This window comes from Aurantiacibacter rhizosphaerae (assembly GCF_009807005.1).
Taxonomy (GTDB): Bacteria; Pseudomonadota; Alphaproteobacteria; order Sphingomonadales; family Sphingomonadaceae; genus Alteraurantiacibacter; species Alteraurantiacibacter rhizosphaerae.
Window position 1 is genome coordinate 1071714 of record NZ_WUBR01000001.1, and the last position, 20111, is coordinate 1091824.

24 protein-coding genes and 1 other RNA gene are annotated in these 20111 nt (G+C 61.9%); 11 read left to right on the forward strand and 14 right to left on the reverse strand.

The window, feature by feature from the left end:
* Window positions 1-9 precede the first annotated feature (9 nt).
* The 3 genes from GRF63_RS05025 to GRF63_RS05035 are packed head-to-tail and all read right to left on the reverse strand — an operon-like array spanning window position 10 to window position 2691.
* A complete protein-coding gene (locus GRF63_RS05025; RefSeq protein ID WP_160484850.1) occupies window positions 10-1476 on the reverse strand; it encodes a CDC27 family protein in 1467 nt (488 codons plus the stop codon).
* A 13-nt stretch (window positions 1477-1489) separates the two neighbouring features.
* Window positions 1490-1960 carry a hypothetical protein gene (locus GRF63_RS05030; protein ID WP_237392286.1) on the reverse strand — a complete coding sequence of 157 codons (471 nt, stop codon included), beginning with the start codon at window positions 1958-1960 and terminating at the stop codon, window positions 1490-1492.
* 8 nt (window positions 1961-1968) lie between these two features.
* Window positions 1969-2691 carry a ParA family protein gene (locus GRF63_RS05035; protein WP_160484851.1) on the reverse strand — a complete coding sequence of 241 codons (723 nt, stop codon included), beginning with the start codon at window positions 2689-2691 and terminating at the stop codon, window positions 1969-1971.
* A 364-nt stretch (window positions 2692-3055) separates the two neighbouring features.
* Here GRF63_RS05035 and GRF63_RS05040 point away from each other — a divergent pair, with 364 nt between their 5' ends.
* From GRF63_RS05040 to bfr, 4 genes are all read left to right on the forward strand, one after another.
* On the forward strand, window positions 3056-4162 hold the full coding sequence (locus GRF63_RS05040; RefSeq protein WP_237392287.1) for an SPOR domain-containing protein: 1107 nt from the start codon (window positions 3056-3058) through the stop codon (window positions 4160-4162).
* A 114-nt stretch (window positions 4163-4276) separates the two neighbouring features.
* Window positions 4277-5557, forward strand: a complete 1281-nt coding sequence (locus tag GRF63_RS05045; protein WP_160484853.1) for a DUF418 domain-containing protein — start codon at window positions 4277-4279, stop codon at window positions 5555-5557.
* 95 nt (window positions 5558-5652) lie between these two features.
* Window positions 5653-5844 carry a (2Fe-2S)-binding protein gene (locus GRF63_RS05050; protein ID WP_160484854.1) on the forward strand — a complete coding sequence of 64 codons (192 nt, stop codon included), beginning with the start codon at window positions 5653-5655 and terminating at the stop codon, window positions 5842-5844.
* A gap of 133 nt (window positions 5845-5977) precedes the next feature.
* The gene (gene bfr / locus GRF63_RS05055) at window positions 5978-6481 is read left to right on the forward strand and encodes a bacterioferritin (RefSeq protein WP_160484855.1); all 504 of its coding nucleotides are present in this window, start codon (window positions 5978-5980) and stop codon (window positions 6479-6481) included.
* 19 nt (window positions 6482-6500) lie between these two features.
* Here the strand turns inward: bfr and GRF63_RS05060 are convergent, their stop codons facing one another.
* From GRF63_RS05060 to GRF63_RS05080, 5 genes are all read right to left on the reverse strand, one after another.
* Window positions 6501-6707, reverse strand: a complete 207-nt coding sequence (locus tag GRF63_RS05060; RefSeq protein WP_160484856.1) for a hypothetical protein — start codon at window positions 6705-6707, stop codon at window positions 6501-6503.
* 139 nt (window positions 6708-6846) lie between these two features.
* Window positions 6847-7359 (reverse strand): DUF2721 domain-containing protein, encoded by a 513-nt coding sequence (locus GRF63_RS05065; protein WP_160484857.1) that lies wholly within the window; start codon window positions 7357-7359, stop codon window positions 6847-6849.
* Window positions 7360-7368: 9 nt separating this feature from the next.
* A complete protein-coding gene (gene der / locus GRF63_RS05070; protein WP_160484858.1) occupies window positions 7369-8847 on the reverse strand; it encodes a ribosome biogenesis GTPase Der in 1479 nt (492 codons plus the stop codon).
* Between the two features lie 63 nt (window positions 8848-8910).
* A complete protein-coding gene (locus tag GRF63_RS05075; RefSeq protein WP_160484859.1) occupies window positions 8911-9348 on the reverse strand; it encodes a VOC family protein in 438 nt (145 codons plus the stop codon).
* A 178-nt stretch (window positions 9349-9526) separates the two neighbouring features.
* The gene (locus GRF63_RS05080) at window positions 9527-10276 is read right to left on the reverse strand and encodes a TorF family putative porin (RefSeq protein ID WP_160484860.1); all 750 of its coding nucleotides are present in this window, start codon (window positions 10274-10276) and stop codon (window positions 9527-9529) included.
* A gap of 285 nt (window positions 10277-10561) precedes the next feature.
* Here GRF63_RS05080 and GRF63_RS05085 point away from each other — a divergent pair, with 285 nt between their 5' ends.
* Window positions 10562-11368 carry a metallophosphoesterase family protein gene (locus GRF63_RS05085; protein WP_160484861.1) on the forward strand — a complete coding sequence of 269 codons (807 nt, stop codon included), beginning with the start codon at window positions 10562-10564 and terminating at the stop codon, window positions 11366-11368.
* Here the strand turns inward: GRF63_RS05085 and rnpB are convergent.
* From rnpB to GRF63_RS05105, 4 genes are all read right to left on the reverse strand, one after another.
* Window positions 11369-11787, reverse strand: an RNA gene (rnpB, locus tag GRF63_RS05090) — RNase P RNA component class A. It abuts the gene before it with no gap.
* 61 nt (window positions 11788-11848) lie between these two features.
* On the reverse strand, window positions 11849-12487 hold the full coding sequence (locus tag GRF63_RS05095; protein ID WP_419865952.1) for an N-acetylmuramoyl-L-alanine amidase: 639 nt from the start codon (window positions 12485-12487) through the stop codon (window positions 11849-11851).
* Window positions 12488-12552: 65 nt separating this feature from the next.
* Complete coding sequence (locus GRF63_RS05100) at window positions 12553-13206, reverse strand: histidine phosphotransferase family protein (protein WP_160484863.1); 654 nt, start codon at window positions 13204-13206, stop codon at window positions 12553-12555.
* Between the two features lie 166 nt (window positions 13207-13372).
* On the reverse strand, window positions 13373-13768 hold the full coding sequence (locus GRF63_RS05105) for a M67 family metallopeptidase (protein ID WP_237392288.1): 396 nt from the start codon (window positions 13766-13768) through the stop codon (window positions 13373-13375).
* Between the two features lie 44 nt (window positions 13769-13812).
* Between GRF63_RS05105 and GRF63_RS05110 the strand changes: the two genes are divergently transcribed.
* The 3 genes from GRF63_RS05110 (at window position 13813) to GRF63_RS05120 (ending at window position 16189) form a co-directional block, all read left to right on the forward strand.
* Window positions 13813-14790 carry an RluA family pseudouridine synthase gene (locus GRF63_RS05110; RefSeq protein WP_160484865.1) on the forward strand — a complete coding sequence of 326 codons (978 nt, stop codon included), beginning with the start codon at window positions 13813-13815 and terminating at the stop codon, window positions 14788-14790.
* Between the two features lie 123 nt (window positions 14791-14913).
* Window positions 14914-15816 (forward strand): RNA polymerase sigma factor RpoH, encoded by a 903-nt coding sequence (gene rpoH, locus GRF63_RS05115; RefSeq protein ID WP_337189615.1) that lies wholly within the window; start codon window positions 14914-14916, stop codon window positions 15814-15816.
* 154 nt (window positions 15817-15970) lie between these two features.
* The gene (locus tag GRF63_RS05120; protein ID WP_160484866.1) at window positions 15971-16189 is read left to right on the forward strand and encodes a hypothetical protein; all 219 of its coding nucleotides are present in this window, start codon (window positions 15971-15973) and stop codon (window positions 16187-16189) included.
* Window positions 16190-16195: 6 nt separating this feature from the next.
* Here the strand turns inward: GRF63_RS05120 and GRF63_RS05125 are convergent, their stop codons facing one another.
* Window positions 16196-17539, reverse strand: a complete 1344-nt coding sequence (locus GRF63_RS05125) for an amidohydrolase (protein WP_160484867.1) — start codon at window positions 17537-17539, stop codon at window positions 16196-16198.
* A 101-nt stretch (window positions 17540-17640) separates the two neighbouring features.
* Here GRF63_RS05125 and mtgA point away from each other — a divergent pair, with 101 nt between their 5' ends.
* From mtgA to GRF63_RS05140, 3 genes are read left to right on the forward strand one after another with little or no spacing between them, the layout of a single operon-like run.
* Entirely contained in the window at window positions 17641-18312 is a 672-nt protein-coding gene (mtgA, locus tag GRF63_RS05130; protein WP_160484868.1) for a monofunctional biosynthetic peptidoglycan transglycosylase, read from the forward strand.
* A gap of 5 nt (window positions 18313-18317) precedes the next feature.
* Window positions 18318-19265: a cation diffusion facilitator family transporter gene (locus GRF63_RS05135; RefSeq protein ID WP_160484869.1), complete on the forward strand. Its 948-nt coding sequence runs from the start codon at window positions 18318-18320 to the stop codon at window positions 19263-19265.
* On the forward strand, window positions 19262-19759 hold the full coding sequence (locus GRF63_RS05140) for a GFA family protein (RefSeq protein ID WP_160484870.1): 498 nt from the start codon (window positions 19262-19264) through the stop codon (window positions 19757-19759). The genes GRF63_RS05135 and GRF63_RS05140 overlap by 4 nt, the downstream gene beginning before the upstream one ends.
* A gap of 80 nt (window positions 19760-19839) precedes the next feature.
* Here GRF63_RS05140 and GRF63_RS05145 read toward each other — a convergent pair whose 3' ends face one another.
* Window positions 19840-20049, reverse strand: a complete 210-nt coding sequence (locus GRF63_RS05145; protein WP_160484871.1) for a hypothetical protein — start codon at window positions 20047-20049, stop codon at window positions 19840-19842.
* Window positions 20050-20111 lie beyond the last annotated feature (62 nt).

A 20111-nucleotide genomic window follows, 5' to 3' on the forward strand; every position in this document is an offset into this window, starting at 1 on the left:
AAGGATGACTTAGCGGCGCGCCAGGCGAATGCCGTTGTCCACTGCGCCCGGCAGCGGAGTGGCGGCGGCCCAGGTGATGCAGCCTTCGCCAGCAGCCGAATTGTTCACGCTGCTGCACATGGATCGGCTGGAGGCCACGTTGAAACCGCCTGCCGATACACGCCAGTAGCGCTTGCCACGAACCAGAGCCTGCGTGATCACCATTTCGTGATTGGCAAGTTCAGGATGGCGGCTGACATAGATACCCCAGGCACGGCGTGCGCCCTGCTCGCTGGAGAAGCTGCCCAGCTGAATCAGGTGCGTGGCATCTGCAACAGGGCCTGCTGACGCTGCGCGAACCGGGGAGGGCGCTGCGGCGGAAGCCTTGGCCACGGTGCTGCGCGGTGCGGTGCGCGGTGCTGCACGCGGTGCGGCAGCAGCGGCAGGTTCTGCCATTACGGCCTGAACGACAGGGCTTGGCTGCAATGCGGGCGAAGCCGGAGCCGGAGCGGGAGCTGCGGCCTTTGAGACGCTCGCATAGCGTGCATCCACCGGCGCATCATTTGCAAAAGCCTCTGCAAAATTTACCGCGGGAACGGTTTGTGCAGGGGCCGTCTGCGCGCTCTGATAGCGATTAACGCTTGCCGCAGGCGCATTCGCTACGGGCAATTCGCCGCCGTCATTGGCGTCGGCAGGGGCGCTGGCAGCAAGCGCGGGCTGCACGGCTGTCGTCGTGGCGCTTGTCTCTGCCGCAAACTGTTCGTTGATCGGATGATTGGCGAGAGCGAGGTGCATCGGCTGGCCGGCATCGCGCACATTGGCAGGTACGCCCAGCAATCCGGCAACGCGGTGCTGATAGGCTTCTGCGTGGGTGAGCTGCGCCCATTCCTGCATACGTGCGCCAACCTGATCGGCGGGCACATCCTGCGCCACCATCAGTCGCGAATCGCGCCAGCGGCCTGCCACGGCATAGGCATAGGCCAGATTCTGGCGAACCTTCACCGTGTTCTGACCCTGGCGAATGGCGTTGGAAAGAATGTGGATGCCGCGCTCCGGCTCTCCGGCCAGGGCATAGGCCAGGCCAAGATCGGCAGCGGCGATTTCGCCTTCCCAGTCGCGCAGCAGCGATGCTGCCTCTGCAAAACGGCCTTCGCCGGTGAGGGCAAGGGCCAGGCTCAGGGCAGCACGGGGACTGTTATCGCCCAGCGCCATCGCATCCTGGAACGTGGTGGAGGCAGAGGCGAAGCGCCCTTCCTCAAGATAGGCATTGCCCAGAAGCTGGCGATAGGTGGCGTTGCGCGGCTCTGCCGTTACGGCGAGCTCGGCCTGCATGATCGCCTTGCTGGTTTGACCGCGGGCCATCGCATTCTGCGCGTCGGCCGCTGCAACGGCGGCGCGCGGTGCGGGCGCACCGGCACAGCCTGTCAGCAGGACGGCTGCCATCGCGGTCGAGATGCCCAGACCGATCATTGGATTGCGCTTGTCCTTGCGGTACATAGGATTTTCCCCTTCAGCCCTTGGTCTTGTTGCCCGCGACATGCGCGGCGATGGAATCGAGTTCCGGAATATCCTGCAGGAAACGATCGAGCGCTTCGGTCACCAATTGCTGTGCGCTGCACGATTGCATCGTGCTGGCGAGCCGCAATTTCAGGTGGCGTTCGTTATCGAGGCGCAGCGTGAATGCGGCGCGGCGGCCCTGATCGGCGGCCTTCTGGCGCGGCCTTGGCTCGGCCTCCAGCGATACCGGCGTACGCTTGTGAGCGAAATCATTGGCAGCGTGGAGTTGTACCACGCCATCATCGTCACCCATGTCGTTCCAGCCCAGGTCGGACTGGCTTTCGGCCAGGTCATCGAAATCGTCGCCCAGTTCGGCAACGCGATCGTTCTGGGTAAGCTGGGCGCGCATGGCGGGCTTTGCCGTGCCCTTGCGCGCAAGCAGCATAGGACCGAGCGAGGCGAAATCAGCGGTTTCGGTCATCATGCTACCCATCACTGCGCCACGCGGCGGCCAAAGCCTCCGCCCTGGGCACGGGCTGCGCCATTTGCCTGCGCGGCCTTGCTGCCGGGAGTGGCAAATACGGTGCGGCGGAAATTCTTCTCAAGGCGATCGGCAACATAATGCCAAAGCGCCGTGACTTCCTGCGCGCTGCGACCTTCGGGATCGATTTCCATCACCGTGCGGCCATCGATCATGGAGGCGGCAAAATCGGTGCGGTGGTGAACCGTGATGGGGGCAACTGTGCCGTGCTGCGACAGGGCAACGGCAGCTTCGGAGGTGATCTTGGCCTTGGGCGTTGCACCGTTGACCACGAAGATCAGCGGCTTTCCGGCGCGTTCGCACAGATCAACCGTGGCACCAACGGCGCGCAGATCATGCGGGCTGGGCCGGGTGGGTACCACCATCAATTCCGCCACCGAGATCACCGACTGGATAGCCATGGTGATTGCGGGAGGCGTATCGATCACGGCCAGCTTGAAACCCTGCTGACGCAGGATCGCAAGGTCATTGGCCAGCCTTGCCACCGTGGTTTGCGCAAAGGCGGGAAATTCCGCCTCGCGTTCGTTCCACCAGTCGGCAAGCGACCCCTGCGGATCGATATCGATAAGTACAACCGGGCCAGCGCCAGCGCGCTGCGCCTGGACAGCGAGGTGTCCGGATAGAGTGGTCTTACCAGAGCCACCCTTCTGCGATGCCAGTGCCAAAACGCGCAAGGCTATTCCCCCTAAGAACAAGCGACCCGACCAAGTCTCAATTACGGGCCTTCGCCTAAGGGCTTCGCAGACTACCGTTTATTTTGAGTTAATTTGCATTAGCCCCGCATTCGCTTTTTTTGATGGGTGCCTGGGCGTTTTCCGCCTTGGGCCGGGATTGCGCGCAAGGGCAGGGCCGTAAAAATTCCGGCGGATAAACGCTTTGCTAATGGCTCGTTTACTATGGCATCGTGCATTCGGCCTAACATGATACGTAGCAGGGCCCTTTATAGGGCACCCGGCAAGGCAGGTTACAGGGGACGTGAGGGTGACAATGCATAACCGCAGGAATTGCTTGTTTGCGAAAACCGCTGGCGTGCTTGCCATGCTGGCACTTGCCGCGCCCCTGGGGGCCACGGTGCGTGATGGTGTGGATGCATGGTCTCGCGGAGATTATGCCGCTGCCGTGGCGCAGTGGCAGGGTCCAGCCGCGGCGGGCGATGCAGATGCCATGTTCAACATGGGGCAGGCCTATCGCCTTGGCCGGGGTGTGCCGCAGGATATGCAGCAGGCTGAACGCCTTTATCTCGCAGCAGCCCAGGCGGGCCATTTGCAGGCGGCAGATACCTACGGCCTGATGCTGTTCCAGGACGGGCGCCGCGAAGAAGCACTGCCCTATGTGCTGGCCGCATCGCGCCGGGGCGACCCGCGCGCGCAATATCTGATCGGTATCGCCCATTTCAACGGAGACCTTGTGCCCCGCGATTGGGAGCGGGCCTATGCCCTGCTGTCCCTCGCCAATGGCGCAGGCTTGCCGCAGGCGGGCCCGGCGATCGGGCAGATGGACAATCACATTCCGGTTGAGCAGCGCCAGGCAGGCGTCGCGCTGTCCCGGCAGATAGAGATTGAGGCAGAGCAGGCGCGCGCAGTGCAGCTGACCGCCGCAGACCTTTCCGCATCGGTGCCCGCAGAAACGCAGGAACTTGCCCAACCGCAGCCGCGGCCCGCAACCGTTGCACAAGCTGAACCCAGGCCCAGTTTGGCAATATCGGTTTCGCCATCGGTGGCGGCAGCGCGCGATGCGGTGCTGCAGGCGCGGCAGGCAACAGGCACCGCCAGCCCCGCAGAGGCGGGCGCCAGCTACACGCAGGAAACAGTGGCGGCAGCACCGGCCCAGCCACGGCAGGCTCAAGTCGCCGCAGCGCGGCCAAGCACCTCGCCCCCCGCGGCACCTCCTGCCCAAGGCCCTGCGGCGCGCAGCGACGGTCCGTGGCGTGTGCAGCTGGGTGCGTTTGGCGTGCCGGGGAATGCGGAGCGTTTGTGGAACAGGCTCTCCAGCCGGCCAGAGATCGCCGGACGGCAGCGGTTGCTGCTGAAAACGGGCCGCGTCACGCGCCTGCAGGCGGCAGGCTATGCCACGCGGGCAGAGGCACAGACCGCCTGTTCCCGGCTTCAGCGCGCCGGGCAGGAATGCCTTGTTACGCGCAATTAGGTTACCCGCGATGAGATCCTGTCGCGATCAACTTGCCGCAACATCACACCATCCGCTTCCCTTAATTTTGCGCAGCCGCCATATGGCGTGCTGGTGAATTGAGGGGATGCGGGGATGACAACATTGGAACAGGCGACACCTGACGGGAATCGCGGCGGTGCATCCCCGGCGACTGCGGCGGAACGCATTGCCAGCCTCGATCTGATCCGCGGCGTCGCCGTGTTGGGCATACTGGCGGCAAATATCGTCGGTTTCGGTATGCCGTGGTCTGCCTATTCCTGGCCAACCGCTTTCCTGACGGGGCACGATGCCACTTCGGATTGGCTGTGGGTGGCGCAATTCGTGCTGGTCGACGGGAAGATGCGGGGGCTGTTCACCTTGCTGTTTGGTGCAGGCATGGCCCTGTTCATGGAACGGGCGTGGGCGCGGGGAGACGGGCTGGGCCTGCAGGCGCGCAGGCTTGCCATTCTGCTGGTGTTCGGCCTGATCCACTTCTTCCTGATCTGGCGCGGCGATATACTGGTGCTGTATTCGGTGGCCGGGTTTGCCGCCATGTTCTTCCTTCGCATGACCGCTGGCAAGCTGCTGACGCTGGGCCTGATCGGATATGTCGTGGGCGCGCTGTTTTTCTCGCTCACCCTCGGTTCCACCTATTTCATCACCGAAACGGCCTTTGGCCAGGCGGAGGGGATGGGAGAAGCGCGGGCCGCAGTCGACGCTGCGCAGCAGCAAGAACTTGACGAGAATGCGAGCGAAATCCCGATCATGCAGGACGGCAGCTACGGCGATATCGTGTCGCACACCTTTGCCGAGCACGCGGCGGACCCGATAAATATCATCCTGTTCATGGTGCTGGAAACGGTGCCGCTGATGCTGATCGGCATGGCCTTCTATCGGCTGGGCTGGTTCGATCCCGGCGGGGAAGTGGGCAGGCGGCGGATGTGGGGCTGGGGGCTGCTGATCGTTGGCACCGTGCTGAACGTGCTGCTGGCCTTGTGGGTGAAGGATGGCGGCTTCAGCTATTGGGGTACGCAGGCGGCCACGTCCGCCTTTGCCATGTTGCCGCGCCTGCCGATGATCCTGGGCCTTGCCCTGCTGCTGGCAATCTACGGCAGCACCGCAACGGGCTGGCTGGCGCAGAGACTATCTGCCGCAGGGCGTGTCGCCTTCACCAATTATATCGGCACTTCGGTGCTGATGATGCTGGTGTTCCACCCTTGGGCCGGGGGCCTGTGGGGCGATCTGACGAGGCCGCAGCTTTATCTGGTGGTGCTGTTTGGCTGGGCGGTGATGCTGGCATGGTCAACACCCTGGCTGGCACGGTTTCGTTACGGCCCGCTGGAATGGCTGTGGCGCTGCCTCACCTACGGGAGACTGTTTCCCCTGCGGCGATAGGGCTCTCGCTATCTTGCGAATAATTCTCAAGAGACTTGCTAATGCAAGCCATTCGCATTATTAGGTGCGTGTAGCCTGAGAGAGATTCGAGACGCATGTACATCTGCATTTGCAACGCCATCAAGGAAACGGACCTGCGCAAGGCTGCGCGGCAACATCGGGGCGGTGCGGAAAGCGTCTATGCGAAGCTCGGCAAGCGGCCCAATTGCGGGCAATGCCTGGTGGAAGCCGAAGAGCTGATCACCGAAGAACGCGATGCGATGGCACAGCCGGCGATGGTGGCCTGACCCTTTCCTGATACGCATTTTCAATAGCGCGTTTTTCTGCGGTTTTACGCCGCTTTTCCGGCGTCTTTTGCTTGCCAAGCGCGCCGGTTCCTGACCATCCTGCACCGCGAAACACCCACTCTGGAGGCAGCCCATGAATGGCGACGAAAAGGTCATCGAGTATCTCAACAAGGCTCTGACGAACGAGCTGACGGCCATCAACCAGTACTGGCTGCATTATCGCGTGCTGAATGACTGGGGCGTCTACAAGCTGGCCGAGTATGAGCGGCACGAGAGCATTGATGAGATGAAGCACGCCGACTGGCTGGCCGATCGCATTCTCTTCCTCAACGGGCTGCCCAATTTCCAGGCGATCCACAAGCTGAAGGTGGGGGAGACGGTTGAGGAGATCCTCAAGGCCGATCTCGCGCTGGAGCATGAGGCGATACCGCTGCTGCGCGAAGCGGCCGACTATTGCCAGGAGGCGAAAGATTTCACCTCAGGCGCATTGTTCGAGAAAATTCTCGCCAGCGAGGAAGAGCACGTCGATTTCCTGGAAACGCAGTTCGACATGATCGAACGCATGGGCATCCAGAATTACGTGCAACTCAACAGCCGTGCCGCGGGTGAGGGCGAGAACGACGCGGGCGCTGGCTGAGCTTTCTGGAAAATGCGGCCTAGGCGACCCGCCAGTACGGCGCTTGGCGGGGCGACTGCTTTTCTATCGTGGCGACGATCTTGTTGCCCTTGAAAATCTGCGCGGCTCCGCTGGCGATATTGATATCGGCAACGATCAGCGCCGTGGCAAGATCAGGCACATCCAGGCAAAGCGACTCAGATGCGCCCCTGCGGTCTATGCGCAGTTCATAGCGTTGCACGTTCATCTGCCTCTCCATCGGATGCCTTTCGCATCCTTATGGCGCATCAACGTGTCAAAATTGCGAAGGGTCCTGTCGATTGGCCTGAAAAACCAATCGTTCTAGCTACTTAATCAGCAAAATTCGCCCGATTGAGGCGAAGGGATCAGCCCGCGCTTTCGCGTTCGCGGCGGCGCGCCAGGATCTCGCGGCTGCGCTTTCTGCGCTCTCGCGCGGTGGCCGCGGCCATGCTGGTTTCGCGGAAAAACAGCGCCAGCGCCACGGAAAGCTGCGCCATTGTGGCGATCCACAGGGCCGCGACAATCGAGCCTATTCGCGGTTCGATAAATGCGCTGATGAACAGGATGGCGATGACGATACAGATCGTCAGCGCGGCCAGTGTGGACAGCTTCACGGCGATCTGCGCGAACTGCTGGCGCTGGATCAGCGCGGGCAATTCTTCCACCTCGCGGTTGTCCTCGCCCGCTTCTTCCATCCTCTCGATCATCTCGATCCGATCGAACAGCCACGTCAGACGCAAATTCATGATGTTCAGCATCGCGCCGATACCTGCCAGCAGGAAGACCGGCGCAAGGCTCAGTTCCACCATCTCCTGCACACGTACGGTGCTGGATGTGCGTTCGATCAGTTCGCCGGTGAGGGAGAGGAAATCAAGCATGACGGAAGGCTAGTCCCGGCCCTCTCCGCCGCTGAATTTGCCGCCGCCACCGCGATTGGAATCATACGGGTTCTTGGGGCTTTTCAGCGTCAGCCGAACGGGCACGGCGCCAAAACTCAGGCGCTTGCGAATATCGTTTAGCAAATAGCGTTCATAGCTTGTGGGCAGATCGTCCAGCCGGGTGCCGAAAATCACGAAACGCGGTGGACGGGTGCCAACCTGCGTGATGTAGCGTAGCTTGATGCGCCTGCCGCCCGGCGCTGGCGGCGGGTTCTTGGCCAGCGCATCGTCAAACCAGCGGTTCAGCGCGGCGGTGGGAACGCGGCGGCTCCATGCCTCGCGCAATTCGAATGCCGCGCCCAGCATGGTGTCCAGCCCCTTGCCGGTGACGGCGGACACCGCGAACAGCGGCACGCCCTTCAACTGCGACAGGCCTTCTTCCAGGGCACCCCGAATACCATTGAACAGGCCGCTGGGATCTTCTGCAATATCCCATTTGTTGATGGCCACCATCAGCGCACGGCCTTCCTCGATCACCTGGCTGGCGATCTTCAGGTCCTGCACTTCCAGGCCGCGCGTCGCATCCAGCAGCAGCACCACAACCTCGGCATAGTCCACGGCGCGCAGGCCATCCTGCACGGACAGCCGCTCCAGCTTGTCCACCACCTTGGCGCGCTTGCGCATGCCCGCGGTGTCGATCAGCTTGATGACGCGGTCCTCGCCCGTCTTGGGATCGGTCCATTCCCAATCGATGGCAATGGAATCGCGCGTGATGCCCGCTTCCGGGCCTGTCAGCATGCGATCTTCATCCAGCAGGCGATTGATCAGTGTGGATTTACCCGCATTGGGGCGTCCTACGATGGCCAGGCTGAGCGGCGCAGCGGGATCAACCTCTTCCAGTTCATCGCCCGCCTCGGCAGCGGCGCGCGCCTTGTCAGCGGCAATCGCAGCCTCGGCCTCGGCCTCCAGCTGCATCTGATCGGCCTTCTCGTCGATCAGCGGGATCAGCGCGGAATAGAGATCCGCCACACCTTCGCCATGCTCGGCGCTGACGGGAATTGGCTCTCCCAGGCCCAGCGAATAGGCTTCCAGAATGCCGCTTTCGCCCGAATTGCCTTCGGCCTTGTTGGCAATCAGCACGACGGGCACTTCCTGCTGGCGTAACCAGCGGCCAATTTCCTCGTCCAGCGGGGTGAGGCCTGCGCGCGAATCGATTACGAACAGCGCGGCATCGGCATCTTTCAGGGACACCTGCGTCTGCGCCAGCATGCGGCCGGGCAGGGACCTGTCATCCTCATCCTCCCAGCCTGCGGTATCGACAGCTTCAAACTCCAGCCCGGACAGGCCAGCCAGCCCCATCCGGCGGTCACGCGTCACGCCGGGCTGGTCATCAACCAGTGCCAGCCGCTTGCCAACCAGCCTGTTGAACAGGGTCGACTTGCCGACGTTTGGGCGGCCAATGATGACCACCTGGGGAATCTTGCGCATTTTCATCTGGCGCAGGTGGAGGGCGCGGGCGCGAATAGCAAGGGGAAGCCCCCTGCAAACCGCTTACCAGCTTCCCGTGTTCTCCATGCTGGCCCACGGTTCCTGCGGGTCCAGAGTGCCATCCTGCAACAGCTCCACGCTGATGCCGTCGGGCGAACGCACGAAAGCCATGTGCCCATCGCGTGGCGGCCGATTGATGGTGACGCCCGCGTCCATCAGGCGCTGGCAGGTGTCATAGATATTGTCCACGCGGTAGGCGAGGTGGCCGAAATTGCGCCCGCCGTCATAGGTTTCGGGCGCGCTGCCATCTTCAGGGGGCCAGTTATAGGTGAGTTCAAGCTCTGCCACGTCCTCCTGTCCCGGTGCGGCCAGAAAGATCAGGGTAAAGCGACCCTGTGGCACATCCTTGCGGCGCACCTCTTCCAGACCGATCAGCTTGAAGAAATCCAGAGTGGCTTCGGCGTCTGTCACCCGGATCATGGTGTGAAGATAATGGACCATCGTTGAAAACTCCGTTTGTCGCTGTGCAGGCGGGGCAAGACCCGCGCGCCTGCTTGCAAGCGTGTCAGCGACCTCGATAATGGTCCCGCGCGGCTTAAGCAAATCAAAGGGCGCAAACGAAAGGGCCCGCACCATTGCCGGTGCGGGCCCTCCCGTTCCTCGCTTTGCGCGATAGACTTTAGAAGCTGGCGCCCAGCGTGACGACAACGCCATCGCTGGTGAAGGTGCCACCTGGATCGATGATGCCGTCGCCTTCAACGCCGACGTAGGAAACGCCAACGGCCAGCGGCGTGCCGGCGATGGCAACTTCCGCGCCGACGGAATAGTCGAACGCTTCGCCATCTGTGGTGAAGGTAAGGAAGCCATCGGTGTAGCCGACATGGCCGGTCAGGCTGATCGGGGTGCCCGGTACGCCAACGCCCACATCGGAATAGATGTAGAAGTTATCGGTGCTGCCCAGCGAATCCTGGTCAGGAGCGTAGGCGATGCCGACGGTTACTTCTGCCGGGCCAACCGCTGCGCCAACGGAGCCGTAGAATTCGACATAGTCGAAATCGCCGGGGCCGGCATCGGGATAGATGTACATGATGACGCCAACATCGGTGGAGATGTTGCCGAATTCTCCGGCCCAGCCGCCGTAGAGGTCAAGTTCGGTGCTGCCGTAGCCAACGGTCTGTTCATCAAGTGAAGATGCCCAGGTGCCGACATAGAAACCGGCGGGCAGGCCGACATCGACGCCGCCCTGGATGGCGAATTCGCCACCGGACAGATCGACACCGCGGAAGCGATATTCGCTGACCATGGCGACATTTGCCGAAACCTCGACACCGATACCGCCATCATCGTCCTGCGCCATGGCAGGCGCTGCGAAAGCGGCAGAAAGTGCGAAAACAGAAGCAGCCGTAAGGCTGCGGACGGACGTAAGCATGGGCAATTTCCCTCAATTGCTTTGGTGAACTGTTGCTTCGTCCCACCTGCGCCGATCGCGTGCTGGCATCTTTTAGTGCGCCAATTCGCCGCGAAAGCCACATGATCTTGCACAGGTATTGTGCGCTGCACAAGAAAAATTACGCGACTGCGATATGCACCCTACAAAGTGTGCTTATTTTGCACCACATTCAGCACACCGACATGTATTTTCTAGCATCACACCCACAACTACCAACCGATTGCGCTCTCAGGCGTTATGATTATGTGAGCCAGACAGTTGAGCATGTTTGAATTTTTCCGATCCAAGAAGCGGGAGCCAGAACTCCCGGCGATTGCAGCGCATGTGCCCGATGGGCAGCGTGTGTATGCCGTTGGCGATATCCACGGCCGCAGCGATCTGCTGATCGCCCTGATCGAGGCGATCGAGATCGACAATCGGGACAACCCCGCAGCGGTCACCACGGTGATCCTGCTGGGTGACCTGATCGATCGCGGGCCAGACAGCGTCAACGTGCTGGCCCTGGCACGCGAATGGCGCAAATTTCGCGACGTGCGCATTCTGGCGGGCAATCACGAGGAGATGTTCCTGCGCAGTTTCGACGATGTCGATCTGCTGCGCCATTTCCTGCGCCATGGTGGCCGGGAAACGCTGATGAGCTATGGCCTGCCCAAGCGGCTCTTCACGGCCTCGTCGCTGGAAGAGATCATGGAGGCCATGGAAAAGGTGGTCCCCCAGTCCGACCGGGACTTTATCGCCAGCTTTGAAAACATCGTCAGCATCGGTGATTATATTTTCGTTCATGCCGGGATCGAGCCGGGCCTGCCGCTGGCCGAGCAGAGCGAAGCCAAGCTGCGCTGGATCAGGGAGCCGTTCCTCAGTTACCGGGACGCCCATGAGGGCGTGGTGATCCATGGCCACACGATTACGGATGCGCCGGTGGACCAGGGCAACCGAATCGGGATCGATACCGGTGCCTATGCCAGCGGTCGGCTCACTACGTTGGTGCTGGAAGGCGAAAATCGCCGCTACATCACCGCGCTGGATGACGGGGGCGAGATCAGCATCTGTTCTCACGATGAAGTGGAATAATTTGCCGGGGAGCCTGTAAGCCGGGTTCTGTCCCGCAGCCGATATGCTGACACATCAGCGCCGCGGGGGCAGCCATTCATCTCGGCGGGGGATTGCTCCCGCGCGCTCAAGCAACCAACCCGGGTCTCTCGCAGCGAAACGCTGCTGCCCTTTTAAAGGCGCGAGACCCCTATGCGGTCTTGCTCCGGGTGGGGTTTGCCATGACGGGAACTGTTACCAGCCCCCCGGTGCGCTTTTACCGCACCCTTTCACCCTTGCCTGTGCCGTTTGACGGGCCATCGGCGGTTTGCTCTCTGTGGCACTTTCCCTGCGGTTGCCCACGGCGGGCGTTACCCGCCACCCTTGTTTCGTGGAGCCCGGACTTTCCTCGACACCTTTGCGCCGAAGCACATTGATGACGCGGCTGCCCGGCTCCCCGGCGTGCAGGCGTATATGCGCAAGTCGGGTGTTAGGGAAGGGCGCTGCGTCGATCTGACGGGATTAGCGGGTGCGGCCCTGATCCCGGTCCAGCAGCAACTGGAAGAGGATCGCCCGCACTTCGCCGTCGATCTCGCCGTCGATATTCTCAGGCCGCCAGCGCCGCTGGAAAGCCTCCACCGCATCATGACCGTTGGTGATGTCATAGCCGAACCGTTCCAGCGCCAGGTAGAATGACGCATCATTGTCGAACGGATCGTTGGGAGAAATCTTTTCCGGACGCGGCAGGCACAGGCCGTATTCAGCCAGGCGATCCCATGGGAACAGCTCACCCGGATCGATCTTGCGCCCCGGCGCGACGTCGGAATGGCCCACCACATTGGCGCGCGGGATATCATGCTGCTTCACCATCCGGTTCAGCAGGGGAACCAGCGCTTCGAACTGCGCATCGGCAAATTCGCGATAGCCGCCTGCATGGCCCGGATGATCCAGTTCTATCCCGATGCTGGCCGAGTTTACGTCACGATGCCCGCGCCAGTAGGATACGCCTGCGTGCCAGGCGCGCTTTTCCTCAGGCACCAGCTGGATGACCTCGCCGCCCTCCGTAATGCAGTAATGCGCGCTGACCTTGGCTTTCGGATTGCACATCTTGTCGAGCGCGTTCTCGACAGGTTTCATCTCGGTGTAATGCAGTACCACCATGGAAATGGGCAGTGCGCGCTCATCGAAATTGGGGGAGCTTACCTCCCGGTGCACCAGCGGATCGCTCAACCGATCATGCCTTCTGGTTCGGGCAGCATGGCACCCAGTACCAGCGCATCGTCTCCGTGGTGATATTGCACCGCGCCGCCATCGCGCTCCACGATCAGGCGGATAAGGTGGGCAGGGGCGGTTCGGCCCGACAATTCATCGGCGCCCAGCGATCCGTCCAGCGCCTTGCCGATATTGGCATCGAATGCGATGCGCGGGCCGCTGGCGCGAATGGCAATTTCCGTCCGGCCGCCCGTCCGTTCCGCGCCCACTGCCAAAGTGCCGCCGCGAACCAGCGAATCGAGACCCATGGCAGCGAGGTTCAGCAGAACCTTGATCGCAGGCTTTGCCAGCGTCTGCTCACTGACAGCCCAGTCCAGCGTCAGCCGCTCATCCGCAGCGGTGAGCGAGGTGAGCAATTCATGCGGTTCCTCCACCGGCACCTGCTCGCCAAAGCCGCCTGCCGCACCATAGGCGAGACGGAAGAACTTCAGCTTGTTGGCCGATACGCGCGCACTTTGTTCCAGCAGATCGAGGCAGCGCTGGCGCATCGCCGGGTCCTTCTCATCCGCCAGCAATTCCAGCCCGTTGTTCAGGGCGCCGACGGGGCTGAGCATATCGTGGCAGAGGCGGGAGCAGAGCAGGGATGCGAGATCGAGGGAGGAAGTCATTCAGGTATCGGCCAATCAGCATTAACAACAAAGATGACGAAGTTGACGGGAAGTCACTTCACGATATCGGGATAAAGCGTTGATCTTCAGATATTTGCTGCCGAAATGCCAGCTGGCACCTCACCGGCAGTTCGAGTAAAACCGTCTTGCCCCGTTGGTTGACGTCTTAGCCATCATCGATCGCGTATGGAAGCGCGGTGAAACCGCTTTCGTCGTCCCGCCAGAACGATACGTCATGTTCCGCCCCTTCGCCCGGCGCCACGATAGCCCAGACGGTGCCATCATGCGCCGCCTCGGCCCGATCGGTTGCGGAGGGGTGCGGCGGCCCGTCCGGGTGCGAATGGTAATAGCCCAGCACCTGCGGACCGCCCGCGCGGGCTGCGCGGTGAGCATTGACCAGCGCCTGCGGATCGATTTCGAAATGCGTCTGCGGGCGGGGGTGGACATTGGCGGCGGGCAGGGCGGCGGCTATGGTTGAGCCAGCGCCCAGGTAAGTGCCCAGCAGGATGCCGCAGCACTCTTTGTGGCGCGACTTGTCTGCCTCAGCACGAAGCAGTTCCATCACGTCTCTTGCCACCCGCAGTCCCATTGCGCATGGACCCTAGCATGGCCGGCCCACAAAACAGTACCGAAACGTCTGCAGAAACCATCACGGGCAGCATCCAGGCGGCGGCCCGCGTGGACAAGGCGCTGGCCGATGCGACCAATTTGTCACGTGAACGCGTCAAGTCATTGATTGCAGAGGGTATGATCAGCCTGAACGGGGAAATCGTAAAAAGCCCCAAGGCGAAAGCTCAAGCGGGATCGAGCTTTTCTATCCACCTTCCACCCCCAAGCAATCCACAGGCTCTTCCACAGGATATCCCCATAGTTGTCACCTATGAGGATGAGCATCTGATCGTGGTGGACAAGCCTGCCGGAATGGTGGTGCACCCCGCTGCCGGTAACGCGGATGGCACCTTGGTGAACGCACTGCTGCACCACTGCCGCGGGCAACTTTCCGGTATCGGCGGCGTGGCGCGGCCCGGCATCGTCCACCGTATCGACAAGGATACATCCGGCCTGCTGGTGGTGGCCAAGTCCGATGCAGCGCATGAAGGGTTGGCAAAGCAGTTCGCAGACCATTCGATGGAGCGCGCCTATCTGGCCGTATGCGGCGGCCATCCCGCGCCCCCTTCGGGCACGGTGAACGCGCGGCTTGGCCGATCTGACCGGGACCGCAAGAAAATGGCGGTGCTGGATGATGATTCGTCGCGCGGGAAACACGCCGTTACGCATTTCAAAACGCTGGAGCGGCTGGACCACTGCGCATTGATCGAGTGCCGCCTTGAAACAGGGCGAACCCACCAGGTGCGGGTTCACCTTGCGTCAATCGGTCATGCGCTAATAGGGGACCCTGTGTACGGACGCACGCCAACCCCTTTAAGGCCCATTCTCAAGGCCTTGGATTTCCAGCGACAGGCACTTCATGCCGCGCGGCTTGGCTTCGTTCATCCCGCCACAGGTAACCGTCTGTCGTTTTCCAGCGAAATTCCGGCAGATATGCGGGAACTGATCGACGAAACCGGTCATTCCAATCGATGAAATGCACCCTATATCGTCCCGCGGTGCGCTATAGACAGAGTCGCACCCAATGTGACCACCAAGACCGGGTGCCCATCAGGGGCCCGATACGAGCGGTCGACGACAAAGAAAGGTTTGGGACACGTGAGTAAAGTAAGATCAAGCGTTCCGGCGCTGGGCGGTGAGCAGGGGCTCAATCGCTATCTGTCGGAAATCAAGAAATTTCCCGTGCTGACGCCGGAGCAGGAATACATGCTCGCCAAGCGTTTTGAAGAGCACGAAGACCCCGATGCCGCCGCGCAGCTGGTGCAAAGCCACCTGCGCCTCGTGGCGAAGATCGCCATGGGTTATCGCGGCTATGGCCTGCCGGTCTCGGATCTGATCTCCGAAGGCAATGTGGGCCTGATGCAGGGCGTGAAGAAGTTCGAGGCCGATCGCGGTTTCCGCCTGGCGACCTATGCCATGTGGTGGATCAAGGCCAGCATCCAGGAATTTATCCTGCGCAGCTGGAGCCTCGTGAAAATGGGCACCACCGCCGCGCAGAAGAAGCTGTTCTTCAACCTTCGCCGCATGAAAAAGCAGCTGGAGGCTTATGAAGACTCCGACCTGTCGCCGGAAGACGTAAACAAGATCGCCACCGATCTAGGCGTGCCGGAGCAGGAAGTGGTCAACATGAACCGCCGGATGATGATGGGCGGCGATGGCTCGCTCAACACGCCGATGCGCAATGGTGAAGAAGGCAGCGGCGAATGGATGGACTGGCTGACGGATGACCGTCCGTTGCAGGACACCATCGTTGCCGACGCCGAGGAAGCAGACGTGCGCCGCGAAATGCTGGTGGAGGCGATGGACGCCCTCAACGAGCGTGAGCAGCACATCCTGACCGAGCGCCGCTTGACGGAAAATCCGCAGACGCTGGAAGAGCTTTCGCAGGTTTACGACGTGAGCCGCGAACGTATCCGCCAGATCGAGGTGCGCGCGTTCGAGAAGCTGCAGAAGGCCATGCAGCGCATCGCCGGTGAAAGGCTGATGCCGCAGGCTGCGTGATATCCTGCGCCTGAAGACACGAAAAGGGCGATGGCTGCTGTTTGCGGCCATCGCCCTTCTTGCATTCTGGCCCCGCGTCATTGACCTGAGCGAGTGGCCCGATCACCCTCTTGCGCCCCGTTACGAGGCAGAGGCGCGCAATACCCTTGCATGGATGCGCGACAATCCGGTGCAGCAGATCATCGATCTGGTTCTGGTGCAGCAATGGCGCTTCTCCAATTGGCGCGAAGTCCCCGGCAGCGGGGAAGGTAGCACCTCGCTCCCCAGCCTTATGGATGTACGCGTGGATGCGACCGCGCTTGGCCCCTGGGGCATCCCCTTGGCGCGTTACACGATGGGCTGCGGCGGCGCATGTTCGCAAGTATCGGAGTAGCCGCGATTACGAACCTGCCAGATCCAGCACCGCAGCCACCATCGCCCGCGTGCCCAGCGTGACGGATTCGCGCGGTTCGATGCGGAACAGCGGGCTGTGGTGGGACGCCACCGGCGGTCCGCCTGCTTCCTCGGCGGCGATATCCTCCGGCGCGGTGCCGCCCACGCTGAAGTAGAAGCCGGGCACGCCATATTCGTCGGCAACAAAATAGGCGAAATCCTCTGCGCCCATGCCATCCTGTTCGTACGGTCCGACGGCATCGTCTCCAAACGTTTCGACGAAAACCGGGATCAGGCGATCGGCGAGTTCCTGCTCGTTCCAGGTAACAGGCGTGCCTTCCACCACCTCGATGCTCGGCAACTTGTCCTCCGGCAGGCCGTGTGCGCGCCCAATGTTGGTGGCGATCCGCTCTATCGCGGCAATCGTGGCGGCGCGCGTTTCCTCGTCATTGGCACGCACCGTCAGTTGCAGGTCTGCGCCTTCACCGATGATGTTGTGCTTGCTGCCCGCATTGAAGGCACCCACTGTCACCACGGCAGGGGTGAGCGGGTTGGTTTCGCGGCTGACGATACTCTGCAGGCCGACGACGATCTGCGATGCGATGTAGATCGGGTCCCGCCCTTCGTGCGGCGACGCGCCATGCGCGCCAATGCCGGGAACGTGCAGGTTTACCGAATCCGAGCTTGAGCCGAAGATGCCGGGTGCGGCGATGATCGTGCCGGTCGGCTCCCCGGCGGAGACATGGAAGGCCAGCGCATAATCGGGTGTGCCGAAGCGATCATAGAGGCCATCGTCCAGCATGGCCTTTGCACCGGCTACCCGTTCCTCTGCCGGCTGGACGATGAACATCAGCGTGCCGCTCCACTGATCCTGCATGGCGACAAGCTGCCGCGCCGTGCCCACCAGCGATGTGATGTGCACATCGTGCCCGCAGGCGTGCATCACAGGATATTCCTGCCCATCCAGGCCGGTTTGCGTAACGGTGGAGGCGTATTCCAGGCCGCTGCGCTCTTTTACGGGAAGGCCATCCATATCAGCGCGCAGCAGTATGAGCGGGCCATCGCCATTGCGCAGCATCCCCACCACGCCAGTACCACCGACACCCTCTGTGACCTCCAGCCCGGCAGCGCGCAGTTCAGCGGCCATGCGCGCGGCCGTGTTGCTTTCAAGGAGGGAAAGTTCAGGATTCTGATGGAACCAGATGAACAGGTCTTCCAGATGCGAATCATACTGCGTTTCAACAGCTTCCTGCACAGCCTCCGGCCCCGCTTGCGCGGTGGCGGACTGGTGAGAGAGCGCGACGACAGAGGCCGCCAGCAAGGCACCACGAAATTTCGGGTTAATGTGCATCGGTAATCTCCCCCTGTGGAACGGCGATAAACAACCAGAGCAACGCATTCACGACAAGCAGATATTGGCATTCAGTGGCAATCCGCCCTACACGGTGTCGCATGATAGCACGCGTGTTCTGGTGGGTGGTGAAGCTCGTCTTGTGGTTTGTAATCATCAGCGTAGGGCTGGTGATCCTGTTTCGCTTCGTGCCTGTTACCTACACCGCCACCATGCTGATGGACGAGCACAGCGTGACGCGCGACTGGGAGCCGCTGAGCCGGATCGATCGCAATATGGTGTCCGCCGTAATCGCGGCCGAGGACGGCAAGTTCTGCGAGCATGACGGTTTTGACCGCGAAGCCATCGAGGATGCGCTGGAAGAACGTGCGCGGGGGGAACGCCAGCGCGGCGCCTCCACCATCAGCCAGCAAACCGCCAAGAACGTGTTCCTGTGGCAGGGCGGCGGCTGGTTTCGCAAAGGGCTGGAGGCCTATTTCACCGTCCTGATCGAGAACCTTTGGGACAAGCGGCGCATCATGGAAGTCTATCTCAATGTCGCGGAAACGGGGCTGGGCACCTATGGCGTGGAAAGCGGGGCGCAGCGATATTTCGGCCATTCCGCCGCGCGTCTCTCCGCCGATGAGGCCAGTCGCATTGCGGCCATCCTTCCATCGCCAAAGACACGCGAGGCGAAGAATCCCGGCGGCTTTACGGCGCGCTATGGCAATACTATCGAGGCACGCATTGGCGTAGTAAGGCGTGACGGGCTGGATAGTTGCGTCTACGAATAGGTTGAATGGGCGCAGGGCACTCACACTCGCACGGGCATGATCATGCCTCAGGACACGGGCACGGTGGTGGCCACGGGCACAGCCACGCGCCTGCCGATTTCGGGCGCGCCTTTGCCATTGGCGTGGTGCTCAACACCGCATTCGTTATCGTGGAGGCGACCTTTGGCTTCCTCTCCGGCTCCATGGCGCTGGTGGCGGATGCGGGCCACAATCTTTCCGATGTGCTGGGCCTGCTGATCGCCTGGGGCGCCAGCATCGCGGCGAAAAAGCCGCCCTCCTCGCGTTTTACCTATGGCCTAAAAAGCTCCACCATCCTGGCCGCCTTTGCCAATGCCGTGCTGCTGCTGGTGGCGATCGGCGCGATCCTGATCGAAACGGTGGATCGGCTGCTGGACCCGGTAGAACCGCAGGGCTGGACCATGATCTGGGTGGCGGGCATCGGCATCGTGATCAACACGGCAACCGCGCTGATGTTCATGCGCGGGCGCAAGGACGATCTGAATATTCGCGGCGCCTTTCTGCACATGGCGGCAGATGCGCTGGTCAGCGTGGGCGTGGTAATCGCTGGCGTTGCCATCCTGATGACCAACATCGCCGTGATCGATCCCATCGTCAGCCTGGTGATCGTGGCGGTGATCGCCTGGGGCACCTGGGGCCTGCTGAAAGACAGCGTGAAGATGAGCCTGCTGGCCGTGCCGGACAGTGTGGACGAGGGCAAGGTTCGCGCGTTCCTGGAAGGGCAGCCGGGGGTGGAAGCCGTGCACGATCTTCATATCTGGCCGATGAGCACGACTGAGACCGCGCTGACGGCGCATCTGGTGATGCCCGCCGGCCATCCGGGCGACGCTTTCCTGCGCGATGCCGCCCATGCACTGGAACACAGCCACGCCATCGGCCACGTGACCCTGCAGGTGGAAATATCGCGCGAGCAATGCCTGGAAGATTGCGAATGAGCGAGGGGCGGCTGCGCGAAGGCGGCTGTGCCTGCGGATTGGTTCGCTATCGGATCACGGGTGAGCCGATGATGGTGCACAATTGCCATTGCCGCCAGTGCCAGCAGCAAACAGGCTCCACCAGCGTGGTGAACGGCTTCTGGGAAGCAGATCGCCTTCAATTGCTGTCAGGAGAGCTGGAGGAGCATGTCTTCCCCGGAGGCAGCGGTGCACCGCACACGATTGCGCGTTGCCGTGACTGCGCGACCGCGCTTTTCAGCTATTATGGCCGCATGGGCCGCCTGATGGTGGCCGTGCGGGCAGGATCGCTGGACGATCCCGGCAGCATTACCCCCGATGTTCAGATATTCACTGCCGAAGCGATGCCATGGGTCAGCTTTGCCAGCGATATTCCCCGCTTCGATGGATATTACAACCCGCGCGAGGTGCTGGCGCAGGATGCCTTGAATCGGCTGAGAGCGCTTGGCGAGAGGCGCAAGGCAGGCGAGGGTTAGAGCAGGGGCCAGGGCTAGCAGACAGCAAAAAGCCCCGCTCCGGCAGATGCGGAACGGGGCTTATTTCGAAAGCTTATCGCTTATTCGCTGGGCTGCGCTTGCGCTTCGCTCGGATCCTGCGTCGGCACTTCGCCGGTGGGATCGGATTCGACCAGCTGAGCCACCTGGTCATAAACGGCGGCGTTCTGGTTCATCTGCTCTGCCACGGGCGGGTTCTGTTCGCCCACCTGGCGGAAGAACATGGAAGCATCGCGCAACATCTTGGCGGCGAGTTCGGAATTGGTCGGCATAGTATAGCTCCTTCTTGCCCCGCAGCGCGGGGATCGTCAGGCGCGCCCGGATTTCAGGCGCG

Bases quoted from the DNA above. Each gene is read 5' to 3' on its own strand.
- GRF63_RS05030 (WP_237392286.1), bottom strand. From the start codon at position 1,960: ATGATGACCGAAACCGCTGATTTCGCCTCGCTCGGTCCTATGCTGCTT.
- GRF63_RS05120 (WP_160484866.1), top strand. From the start codon at position 15,971: ATGCGCGACAATCCGGTGCAGCAGATCATCGATCTGGTTCTGGTGCAG.
- GRF63_RS05050 (WP_160484854.1), top strand. From the start codon at position 5,653: ATGTACATCTGCATTTGCAACGCCATCAAGGAAACGGACCTGCGCAAG.
- GRF63_RS05110 (WP_160484865.1), top strand. From the start codon at position 13,813: ATGGCCGGCCCACAAAACAGTACCGAAACGTCTGCAGAAACCATCACG.
- der (WP_160484858.1), bottom strand. From the start codon at position 8,847: ATGCGCAAGATTCCCCAGGTGGTCATCATTGGCCGCCCAAACGTCGGC.
- GRF63_RS05100 (WP_160484863.1), bottom strand. From the start codon at position 13,206: ATGACTTCCTCCCTCGATCTCGCATCCCTGCTCTGCTCCCGCCTCTGC.
- GRF63_RS05135 (WP_160484869.1), top strand. From the start codon at position 18,318: ATGGGCGCAGGGCACTCACACTCGCACGGGCATGATCATGCCTCAGGA.
- GRF63_RS05125 (WP_160484867.1), bottom strand. From the start codon at position 17,539: ATGCACATTAACCCGAAATTTCGTGGTGCCTTGCTGGCGGCCTCTGTC.
- bfr (WP_160484855.1), top strand. From the start codon at position 5,978: ATGAATGGCGACGAAAAGGTCATCGAGTATCTCAACAAGGCTCTGACG.
- GRF63_RS05025 (WP_160484850.1), bottom strand. From the start codon at position 1,476: ATGTACCGCAAGGACAAGCGCAATCCAATGATCGGTCTGGGCATCTCG.
- GRF63_RS05085 (WP_160484861.1), top strand. From the start codon at position 10,562: ATGTTTGAATTTTTCCGATCCAAGAAGCGGGAGCCAGAACTCCCGGCG.
- GRF63_RS05080 (WP_160484860.1), bottom strand. From the start codon at position 10,276: ATGCTTACGTCCGTCCGCAGCCTTACGGCTGCTTCTGTTTTCGCACTT.
- GRF63_RS05065 (WP_160484857.1), bottom strand. From the start codon at position 7,359: ATGCTTGATTTCCTCTCCCTCACCGGCGAACTGATCGAACGCACATCC.
- mtgA (WP_160484868.1), top strand. From the start codon at position 17,641: ATGATAGCACGCGTGTTCTGGTGGGTGGTGAAGCTCGTCTTGTGGTTT.
- GRF63_RS05145 (WP_160484871.1), bottom strand. From the start codon at position 20,049: ATGCCGACCAATTCCGAACTCGCCGCCAAGATGTTGCGCGATGCTTCC.
- GRF63_RS05060 (WP_160484856.1), bottom strand. From the start codon at position 6,707: ATGAACGTGCAACGCTATGAACTGCGCATAGACCGCAGGGGCGCATCT.
- GRF63_RS05095 (WP_419865952.1), bottom strand. From the start codon at position 12,487: ATGGTGGTACTGCATTACACCGAGATGAAACCTGTCGAGAACGCGCTC.
- GRF63_RS05045 (WP_160484853.1), top strand. From the start codon at position 4,277: ATGACAACATTGGAACAGGCGACACCTGACGGGAATCGCGGCGGTGCA.
- GRF63_RS05140 (WP_160484870.1), top strand. From the start codon at position 19,262: ATGAGCGAGGGGCGGCTGCGCGAAGGCGGCTGTGCCTGCGGATTGGTT.
- GRF63_RS05105 (WP_237392288.1), bottom strand. From the start codon at position 13,768: ATGGAACTGCTTCGTGCTGAGGCAGACAAGTCGCGCCACAAAGAGTGC.
- GRF63_RS05040 (WP_237392287.1), top strand. From the start codon at position 3,056: ATGCTGGCACTTGCCGCGCCCCTGGGGGCCACGGTGCGTGATGGTGTG.
- GRF63_RS05075 (WP_160484859.1), bottom strand. From the start codon at position 9,348: ATGGTCCATTATCTTCACACCATGATCCGGGTGACAGACGCCGAAGCC.